An 8,996-nucleotide genomic window follows, 5' to 3' on the forward strand; every position below is an offset into this window, starting at 1 on the left:
GGGGTCCGGACACATACGATGGATTCGATAGTTGAAGGAGTGCATGGCTTCTTCATGGACGAAAGGCCCTTGAACTATGAGAAGTGAACTCTTTTCCAAGCGAAATGCAGAGATCCAGAACCAGGAACGCTGGACTCTGCAGTCGAACAAGATGCTGCGCACAGTCATCACGCCCAATACACCCATGATCGCCACGAAAGGCGCAATGGTTGCGTATCAGGGCGATGTCCATTTCGCTCACCAGGGTTCGAAGTCGGTGGGACAGTTCATGAAGAAGGCCGCCACAGGTGAGGGCGGCAATGTGATGAAGGTCGAGGGCCACGGCGAAGTATTCTTCGCGCGTGAGGCCTCGAACATCTTCATGATGGCGTTGGAAGGCCAGCAGGATGCACTGACGGTCAATACCGCGAACCTGCTGGCCTTCGATGATGTCCTCAATTGGGAGATCAAACGTATCAAGGGCGGAATAGGAGCCATGGCCAGCGGCTCAGGCCTGTTCAACCTCGAACTCAGCGGCGCAGGCACCGCCGCCATCTGCTGCAAAGGCGAACCGATGGTCCTCGACTGTTCCCAGCAGCCAACGTTCGTCGACCCGCAGGCCGCGGTGTGCTGGTCCTCGTCTTTGGCACCGCAGATCAAGACGGATGTCAGCGTGGGGACCTTCTTCGGTCGTGGCTCGGGCGAATCGATCCAGCTTGCCTTCCACGGCCCGGGATTCGTCGTCGTCCAGCCCGCTGAGAACGCTGTGTACACTCCTCAAGCCTGATCAGGCTCATACGAGACCGAGGTGGCCCGGATCAACTTCCGGGCCACCTCGGGTTCGCTGTCTCGACTAAACGTCTTCTCGACTAGACCCCTCAGGTCACCGACGTGCGCGACTGCTGCTCTCCCCCACGTTCCACCCGGTAACGGCGGAACGTCGGGAAGAAGAGCGCACAGGCGAGGACCAGCACGATGACCATGAGGCCTCCTCCGGCGGAGGCAACCGTCGTGTTCGTGAACTCAGCGACCGTCCCATGCAGCACATCAGCAATGCGGGGCCCGCCTGCGACCACGACGATGAAGACACCTTGCATGCGTCCACGCATATCATCACTGGCAGCCTCCTGCAGCATCGTGGAGCGGAAGGCAGAGGAGATGATGTCGGCGCCGCCGCCGACGGCCAGACCGAGAAGTGCCACGATCAGGGCTGCCGTCCAATACTCGGAGGCGAACTCCAAGGACAGGCCGAACAGCGACATCGCGACACCCCAAACGATGATCGAAGTGATCACCGCCAGGCCCTGCCGTTCGATGCGGGAGACCCAACCGGAGAAGATTCCTGCCAGTGCGCTGCCTGCCGCCAAGGATGCGAACAGCAGCGAAAACACAATGCCTCCGGCGGGCGGACCATTGAAGGTCTCGGTTGCGATCTGTGGGAACAGTGCCCTGGGCATACCGAACACCATGGCGATGACGTCGACCAGCAGAGAGACCATGACCACGGAGTTCGTTCCCAAGTAGCGGAAGCCGTCGATGACTCCCTTGAAACCGGAGCGGGTGTCGGGCTGTTTCAAAGGCACCAATGCAGGCAGACGCATCACCGCGTAGAGAGTCGTCGCCAGGAACAGTGCGTCGACGACATAGAGCATCTGGTAGCCGACGACCGGAATCAGTGCCCCACCGATGATCGGTCCGGCCACGGCGCCCAGCGTCATAACAGTCATATTGAGCGAGTTGCCAGAAGGAAGAAGCTCAAGCGGAATGATCGTCGGAAGGAGAGCACCCTTAGCCGGCTGGTTGAGGCCGAAGAAGGCCTGTTGCAAGGAGAACACGCACAGCAGCAGCCACACGTTGTCCAGCTGCGTCACGGCGATGAGAGCCAACAATGAGCTGGCGATGATCAGCCCGACAGTGGAGATGATGAGCAGTTTGCGACGGTCGATGACGTCGGCCAGTGAACCACCCCAGAGCCCGAAGACGACGAGGGGAATCAGACCGAAGACGCCGCTGAGACCCACGTAGGCGGAGGATCCGGTGATGTGATAGATCTGCGCGGGAATGGCAACCACCGTCATCTGAGCACCGATGACGGTGACTATATTGGCCAACCACAGCCGACGGAAGTTGACGTATTTCAGAGGCCGGGTGTCAGCGAACAGCCTCATCTAATGAGACGGGTCAGGCTGATTTTTTGGATGTTCGAGGCTGCTCGCGAGGCACCAGCGTCGGGGCGGCATTCTTTTCCACGACGTCTCTGGTCACGACCACCTCGGCGATGTCCTCCCGGGAGGGCACATCGAACATGACCGACTGCAGAACCTCTTCCAAGATAGACCGCAGACCACGTGCCCCAGTGCCGCGCAGGAGCGCGAGGTCGGAGATGGCTTCCAATGCGTCGGTCTCGAAGCGGAGTTCGACATTGTCGAACTCGAACATGCGCTGGTACTGCTTGATCAGAGCATTCTTCGGTTCTGTGAGGATAGATATCAGTGCGGCACGATCAAGTGTGGAGACGGTGGCCAGCACTGGCAGGCGCCCGATGAATTCGGGGATGAGCCCGAATTTCAGCAGATCCTCGGGCAGAATATCGGCGTAGAGGTCTTCTTCGTCGTTCTTCGACTGCAGGAGTGCGCCGAATCCGATGCCGTGTTTGCCCTTTCGGCCGGCAACGATCTCCTCCATGCCTGCGAATGCGCCGGCAACGATGAAGAGCACGTTCGTGGTGTCGATCTGGAGGAAGTCCTGGTGCGGATGCTTGCGTCCGCCCTGTGGCGGCACGGAGGCCTGTGTACCCTCGAGAATCTTCAGCAGCGCCTGCTGGACGCCTTCGCCGGAGACATCGCGGGTAATCGAGGGGTTTTCCGATTTGCGAGCGATCTTGTCGATCTCATCAATGTAGATGATGCCGTGTTCGGCCTTCTGAATGTCGAAGTCCGCGGCCTGGATGAGCTTGAGCAGAATGTTTTCGACATCTTCGCCGACGTATCCTGCTTCGGTCAGTGCTGTCGCGTCTGCCACTGCAAAGGGCACATCGAGTCTCTTCGCCAGTGACTGTGCGAGATAGGTTTTGCCGGATCCGGTGGGGCCTACGAGGAGGATGTTGGACTTCGCGATCTCGACTTCGGTGTCGTCTGAGCCCAGAGTCTTCGTGTCTTCGTCACTCTGCAGGGAGCGGATCCGCTTGTAATGGTTGTAGACGGCAACGGACAGGGCCTTCTTCGCAGGTTCCTGACCGACGACGTATTCCTGGAGGAAGTCGAAGATCTCGCGCGGTTTGGGCAACTCGATCTCGGTATGTTCGGCGGTGCCTTCGCTGAGTTCCTCTTCGATGATCTCGTTGCACAGCCCGATGCATTCATCGCAGATGTAGACTCCAGGTCCGGCGATGAGTTTCCGAACCTGCTTCTGGGATTTCCCACAGAAGTTACATTTGAGCAGGTCTGCTCCGTCCGCACTGCGAGCCACTGTCACAACCTTCCGCCGGGGCACCTGGCCCCAACTCTACCGCTCGTGTTTCCTGTACCTCAATAGCTTCCCATACGGGACTGACATGAGCCGTCAGCACCGCCATTCGGTGTGTCGGAGAAGTTGAACGCACCCACGCTGTCGAGAAGGCCCAAACTACTCGCCGCTTCACCCTGTGGCAACTTCACAGCACCGACAACATCGGGCCCGGACAGTCGACGACTGTCCGGGCCCGATGTTGTCGGTGTACCTCAGACCGCCTTGCGGGAGGTAAGCACCTGATCGACGAGTCCATAGTCCTTCGCCTGTTCGGCGGTGAGGAAGAGGTCACGCTCGATGTCGTTGGAGACCTGCTCCGGTGACTTGTTGGAGTGACTCGACAGGGTCGTCTCCAGCCACTGCCGCATCCGGAAGACCTCTGCGGCCTGGATCTCGATATCAGAGGCCTGGCCCTGGCCCGAACCCTCCATCGCCGGCTGGTGGATGAGGACTCGAGCGTTGGGCAGAGCCAAACGCTTGCCCGGAGTACCAGCTGCGAGCAGAACGGCAGCCGCCGAGGCGGCCTGACCGAGGCAGACCGTCTGGATCTCCGGCTTGATGTACTGCATCGTGTCGTAGATCGCGGTCATCGCAGTGAACGAACCGCCCGGTGAGTTGATGTACAGCGTGATGTCACGGTCAGGGTCCTGTGATTCGAGGACCAGGAGCTGGGCCATCACGTCGTCGGCGCTCGTGTCGTCGACCTGGACTCCCAGGAAGATCACGCGATCGTCGAAGAGCTTCGTGTAGGGGTCCTGGCGTTTGAAACCGTAGGGAGTCCGCTCTTCGAACTGGGGCATGACATAGCGGGACTGCGGCATGTTGCCGGCGGTGGACCCTGGCATAAAGTTCATTGAATTCATTCTTCCTTGGCTCCCACTCAGTTGTCGGTGACGTCGGACGAACGGGCCACCATCTTGTCGATGAAGCCATATTCCAGGGCTTCTTCGGCGGTGAACCAGTGGTCGCGGTCGTTGTCCTTGAGGATCTGCTCGAGCGACTTGCCGGTCTGCTCGGCGGTCAGCTCGGCCATCTGCTTCTTCATGTGCAGAATCAGTTCAGCCTGGATCTTGATGTCCGTGGCTGTACCACCGATGCCACCCAGAGGCTGGTGCATGAGAATACGAGCATGAGGTGTGGCGTAGCGCTTGCCCGGAGCACCAGAGGACAGCAGGAACTGTCCCATAGAAGCTGCCATGCCCATCGCCACTGTCGACACGTCCGGTTTGATGTACTGCATCGTGTCGTAGATCGCCATTCCCGCGGTGACCGAGCCACCCGGGGAGTTGATGTACAGCGAGATGTCCGCGTCGGGATCCTCTGCAGCCAGCAGCATCATCTGTGCACAGATCGCGTTGGCGTTGGAGTCACGCACTTCCGAACCGAGCCAGATAATGCGCTCTTTGAGCAGGCGGTTGAAAATATGGTCATCGAGACCCATTGCCCCACCGGCGTCGAGGCCGACGGGCGCTGTCATTTCATGTGCGCTCACGTTTCACTCCTGTTGGTCTTTGGTTGGCTTGATATGGACTCTAACTGCTCACCGGTCGGATTTAGTCCGTCGGAGCGCCTGTGTTCGCCATCAGCGTGATCGGGCACAGAATTCGCCCAAGTCTGAGCTCGCGCCTGCCGCCCGAAATGTGGCCAGCCGAATCGGGACAGGCCGGAGTGCAGCCGACTGGGGCCGACCGGTCCACATTTGCGAAAGGGTGGTCACAGAATAGCGAAACGGTGGGCACGGAATATCTCCCGTGCCCACCGTTGTCGGCCCTGTCACCGCCGAGGCGGTGCGAAATCAGTTCTCGTCGTCGCCTTCAGCAACGACAGTCGCGTCTGATTCCTCGGCACCTTCAGGTGCCTCTTCCTCAGCAGGAGAGGTGAACTCCTCCATGTCGATGACGTTGCCTGCAGTGTCCTTGACGACAGCACCGGCCAGTGCAGCGGCCAGGGCCTTGCGGCGCGAGACCTCTCCGACCAAGGCGTTGACCTGTCCCGAGCTGTCGAGCATCTGCGCGAATTCGTTCGGGTTCATGCCGTACTGCTGTGAAGCAGAGATCAGGTACTCGATGAGCTCAGGCTGAGTCACCTCGACCTCTTCGGCTTCGGCGATCGAGTCGAGGATGAACTGAGTGCGGAGGTTGCGCTCGGTCTCCTCGGTGACCTCCTTGCGGTGCTCATCGTCGTCCACGCGGCTCTCGGACTCGAGATGACGCTCAACCTCGTCGGTGACGACCTTCTCAGGAACCGGCACGTTGAGGGTTTCGATCAGAGATTCGAGGACCTTGTCGCGTGCCTGCGCACCCTGGTCGGTCTCCTTCTGCTTAGCGGCCTGCTCACGCAGGTCTGTGCGCAGCTCATCGATCGTGTCGAATTCGCTGGCCAGCTGCGCGAAGTCATCGTCAGCCTCTGGCAGTTCGCGAACCTTGACGGCGCTGAGCGTGATGGAGACGGTACCGGTTTCGCCAGCGTGCTCTCCGCCTGCGAAGGTGGTTTCGAAGGTCGTGGTCTCGCCTGCCGACAGGCCGTCGAGAGCTTCGTCCATGCCGTCGAGCATGGTTCCGGCACCAACTTGGTAGGAGATGTCGGAAGCGGTGTCGATCTCTTCACCGTCGATGGTGGCAACGAGATCGAGGGTCACGAAATCGTCCTTGGCTGCAGGACGGTCAACGGAGCTCAGGGTTCCGAAGCGGGTGCGCAGCTGCTCGAGTTCGGCATCGACGTCTTCATCGGTGACCTCGATCGGGTCGACCTCAACACTGATGGTGTCATAGGCAGGCAGTTCGATGCTCGGACGCACGTCTACCTCAACCGTGAAGGTCAGGTCGCCGTCTTCGGTGCCGTCGAGGCCGGGGACCTCAGAGATCTCAACCTCTGGCTGACCCAGTGGCTTGAGATCGTTTTCTTCGACAGCCTCGCGGTAGAAGCCGTCAAGACCGTTGTTCACGGCCTCCTGGATCACTGCGGGTCGGCCGACGCGCTGATCGATGATGCGCGCGGGGACCTTGCCCTGGCGGAAGCCCGGGATAGTCACCTGGCCACCGATGGTCTTGTATGCCTCGTCGATGCTCGGCTTGAGTTCGGCGTATGGGACATCCACGCTGATCTTGACCCGCGTGGGGTCGAGTTGCTCGACGGAGCTCTTCACAGTGCGACCTTTCAATTTCGACAGTCATGCTAATTCGGTCATCTGGTGACCTGGAGGGAGCGAAAGTCCACGATGAGATCGCGCACGTCCGCAAGACGCAGTCACCCATATTACGCGAAACACGGGACAAAACACGAAACAGGCAGGACACTGCAGGGCACGAGTTCGCGAGGAGCGCAATCAGGGGCAGTGAAGCTCGTCGAGTGTGATGATCACATTGGATGCCGTCCATGACAGAGGAGCCACGGACAGTGCAGCACCTTCTGCGCTGACCTTCTCGGGAAAGGAGCCGGCCTGCGTCCGATGGCGTCCCAACCAGTTGAGGACTTCATCAGCCTGCTTCCTGGCCCCGATTCTGGCGAACCCGAGTCCCATCAGAGACGTAGACGGCGTCCAGCTCGTCTGATCGAAGATCCAACCGTGGCCGGGTTTGATCCCGCCTGCGGGCTGGCTCAGCCTGTCCCAGACATGATCGAGCGTCGATTCGTCCAGGCCCAGGCCCGCCCCAGCTGCGGGCAGATAAGCGACCGCCGAATCGAGGCCTCCCGAGGTCGGGTAGCGCTGCAGTCCATTGGCAATGAATGTTCGAGAGAATGTGGCTTCGTACGCCGCGCAGCTCTCTCCGAGGGCGTCAACTCCCCCATCGATGTGTCCCCACATACCGCTGCTGTGCCCGGCCAGCCTGACGAGTGCCTGCAGACCCAGCAGAGTGGGCCCCGCAGTACCAAGAGTGACTTGGGATTCGCTGACTTCCCAGTAGTCGGAGGACACCGGTGGCAGAGCGCTGCCCTGCTTCGTGAGGCGGAGGAGGCGCCGCGATGATCGTCGCAGCATCGGAGTCATGGCCTCAAGCGCCACGATCTCAACGTGCTCTCCCTCTGTGCTGACCGCCGAAGCGTGGACCTCGCTGACGGCCCAGAGCAGGAGTCCGATCGCATCGAACTGCGACGGGCGCTCGTCTGGGGCCTTCCCGGTACCCGGGATGTATCGTGCCGCAAACGATCCGTCTTCAAACTGCAGCGACTGCAGATGAAGAAGATGTTTCCACGCCAGGTCGATCGAACCGATCCGGGCCAAGGCAACCGCAGCGAATGCCGCATCGCGCGGCCAGATGTATCGCCACGGCCGATCCCAGCTGGCCACCGTCGCCGGCAGCGAGTCGGTGAGAACCCACAGATCGAGCAGCGCCGAGGTGGCAAGATCGCGTCGATGCTCTGGCAGGTGAGTGATCCACGGGGCACACCGGTCGAGGAATTCCCGCTGTCGGGATGCCGGGCCGGCATCGTCGACGTCGGGCAGGACACGTGAGTGGGGCTCCAACCGCTTCGCCATGTCGATGTCTAGACCTTCGCGAGAGGCCCCCGAGGTGAAGACGACGGTGACGGAGCGCAGAGGATCACTTCGGCCCACCTCGGCGAGGATGTCGGTGCCAGACGATGTCGCGAACCCTGCCCCGAGCAGACCGGCACCGGTCAATGCACCGGTCAGAACCTGACGACGGTTCGGCCGTGGCAGGTGCAGTCGGGGCTGCGAAGGTTCGGAGGTCATATCTGGGGGCTGGCTTTCTGCCGTGGGTCACCTTCAGCAGCGAAGGGTGCCACCTCGGTCGCACAGGGTTGGTGAGAAATGCCGAGCACAAGATGCTGGGCGGTACTGAATTCTATCCGAGCCCGCGATGGAGTGGAGCAAATCGGTTCGAGAATCAAAACAACCGGCCGGACCATCAGGTCCGACCGGTAAATGGAGGGGATGACGAGAATCGAACTCGCACCATCAGTTTGGAAGACTGAGGCTCTACCATTGAGCTACATCCCCGTGTTGCGTTAACGACTATAGTCGACATTCGCGCCTGCCGCCAAATCGTTCGAAGATGAGCTGAGTCACACTGCTCGCAACGACCGAACCCTTCGCATGTGACCTGCATCCCATTCGCACCAAACGGCCGAATCGATGTGCATCTGGCCCCCTGCCTGTGGTTAGATTGTCTACGTCGCGGGATGTGGCGCAGCTTGGTAGCGCATCTGTTTTGGGAACAGAGGGTCGCAGGTTCAAATCCTGTCATCCCGACGATAGCGAAGCCGTTCGGACTCAATGTCCGGGCGGCTCTCTTCGTATTCACAGCTCGCCCGCACCCCCTTATCTGGGGTATAGGCCAAAATGTGGGGTATAGGCCAAAATGTGTGTATGGGTAGGGCGTGTTCGGCAGGCTAATCCTGATGGTTTCACCGTGATCGTCCACCCCAACCTTTCTGGATACCGTTACCGTCTTCGACGCTGAACGAGGTCCCGTACAAAGACGTTGTCTCCGGGCGGCCGGCATCTGGTCTCGTGACTTTTCGAGTAGGTTTCCTGGTCCACGCAGCCG

At 60.2% G+C, this 8,996-nt stretch carries 7 protein-coding genes and 2 tRNA genes; 2 read left to right on the forward strand and 7 right to left on the reverse strand.

Going from position 1 to position 8,996, the window contains the following annotated elements; genetic code table 11:
* Positions 1-76 precede the first annotated feature (76 nt).
* A complete protein-coding gene (locus tag BSP239C_RS18085) occupies positions 77-766 on the forward strand; it encodes an AIM24 family protein (RefSeq protein ID WP_101574742.1) in 690 nt (229 codons plus the stop codon).
* Between the two features lie 91 nt (positions 767-857).
* Here the strand turns inward: BSP239C_RS18085 and BSP239C_RS18090 are convergent, their stop codons facing one another.
* The 7 genes from BSP239C_RS18090 to BSP239C_RS18120 form a co-directional block, all read right to left on the reverse strand.
* On the reverse strand, positions 858-2,147 hold the full coding sequence (locus tag BSP239C_RS18090; protein WP_101574743.1) for an MFS transporter: 1,290 nt from the start codon (positions 2,145-2,147) through the stop codon (positions 858-860).
* 13 nt (positions 2,148-2,160) lie between these two features.
* Positions 2,161-3,447, reverse strand: coding sequence for an ATP-dependent Clp protease ATP-binding subunit ClpX (gene clpX, locus BSP239C_RS18095; protein WP_101574744.1), 1,287 nt, complete (start codon positions 3,445-3,447; stop codon positions 2,161-2,163).
* Positions 3,448-3,698: 251 nt separating this feature from the next.
* Entirely contained in the window at positions 3,699-4,340 is a 642-nt protein-coding gene (locus tag BSP239C_RS18100; RefSeq protein ID WP_101574745.1) for an ATP-dependent Clp protease proteolytic subunit, read from the reverse strand.
* 26 nt (positions 4,341-4,366) lie between these two features.
* A complete protein-coding gene (locus BSP239C_RS18105; protein ID WP_101574746.1) occupies positions 4,367-4,963 on the reverse strand; it encodes an ATP-dependent Clp protease proteolytic subunit in 597 nt (198 codons plus the stop codon).
* Between the two features lie 318 nt (positions 4,964-5,281).
* A complete protein-coding gene (gene tig, locus BSP239C_RS18110; RefSeq protein WP_101574747.1) occupies positions 5,282-6,631 on the reverse strand; it encodes a trigger factor in 1,350 nt (449 codons plus the stop codon).
* Positions 6,632-6,811: 180 nt separating this feature from the next.
* Positions 6,812-8,179 carry a hypothetical protein gene (locus BSP239C_RS18115; protein WP_101574748.1) on the reverse strand — a complete coding sequence of 456 codons (1,368 nt, stop codon included), beginning with the start codon at positions 8,177-8,179 and terminating at the stop codon, positions 6,812-6,814.
* Positions 8,180-8,372: 193 nt separating this feature from the next.
* Positions 8,373-8,446, reverse strand: a tRNA-Gly gene (locus BSP239C_RS18120).
* 178 nt (positions 8,447-8,624) lie between these two features.
* Between BSP239C_RS18120 and BSP239C_RS18125 the strand changes: the two genes are divergently transcribed.
* A tRNA-Pro gene (locus BSP239C_RS18125) sits at positions 8,625-8,698 on the forward strand.
* Positions 8,699-8,996 lie beyond the last annotated feature (298 nt).

Origin of the sequence: Brevibacterium sp. 239c (assembly GCF_900169365.1) — a bacterium.
Lineage (GTDB): Bacteria > Actinomycetota > Actinomycetes > Actinomycetales > Brevibacteriaceae > Brevibacterium.

Bases quoted from the DNA above. Each gene is read 5' to 3' on its own strand.
- BSP239C_RS18085 (WP_101574742.1), top strand. From the start codon at position 77: ATGAGAAGTGAACTCTTTTCCAAGCGAAATGCAGAGATCCAGAACCAG.
- BSP239C_RS18090 (WP_101574743.1), bottom strand. From the start codon at position 2,147: ATGAGGCTGTTCGCTGACACCCGGCCTCTGAAATACGTCAACTTCCGT.
- BSP239C_RS18100 (WP_101574745.1), bottom strand. From the start codon at position 4,340: ATGAACTTTATGCCAGGGTCCACCGCCGGCAACATGCCGCAGTCCCGC.
- BSP239C_RS18105 (WP_101574746.1), bottom strand. From the start codon at position 4,963: ATGACAGCGCCCGTCGGCCTCGACGCCGGTGGGGCAATGGGTCTCGAT.
- BSP239C_RS18115 (WP_101574748.1), bottom strand. From the start codon at position 8,179: ATGACCTCCGAACCTTCGCAGCCCCGACTGCACCTGCCACGGCCGAAC.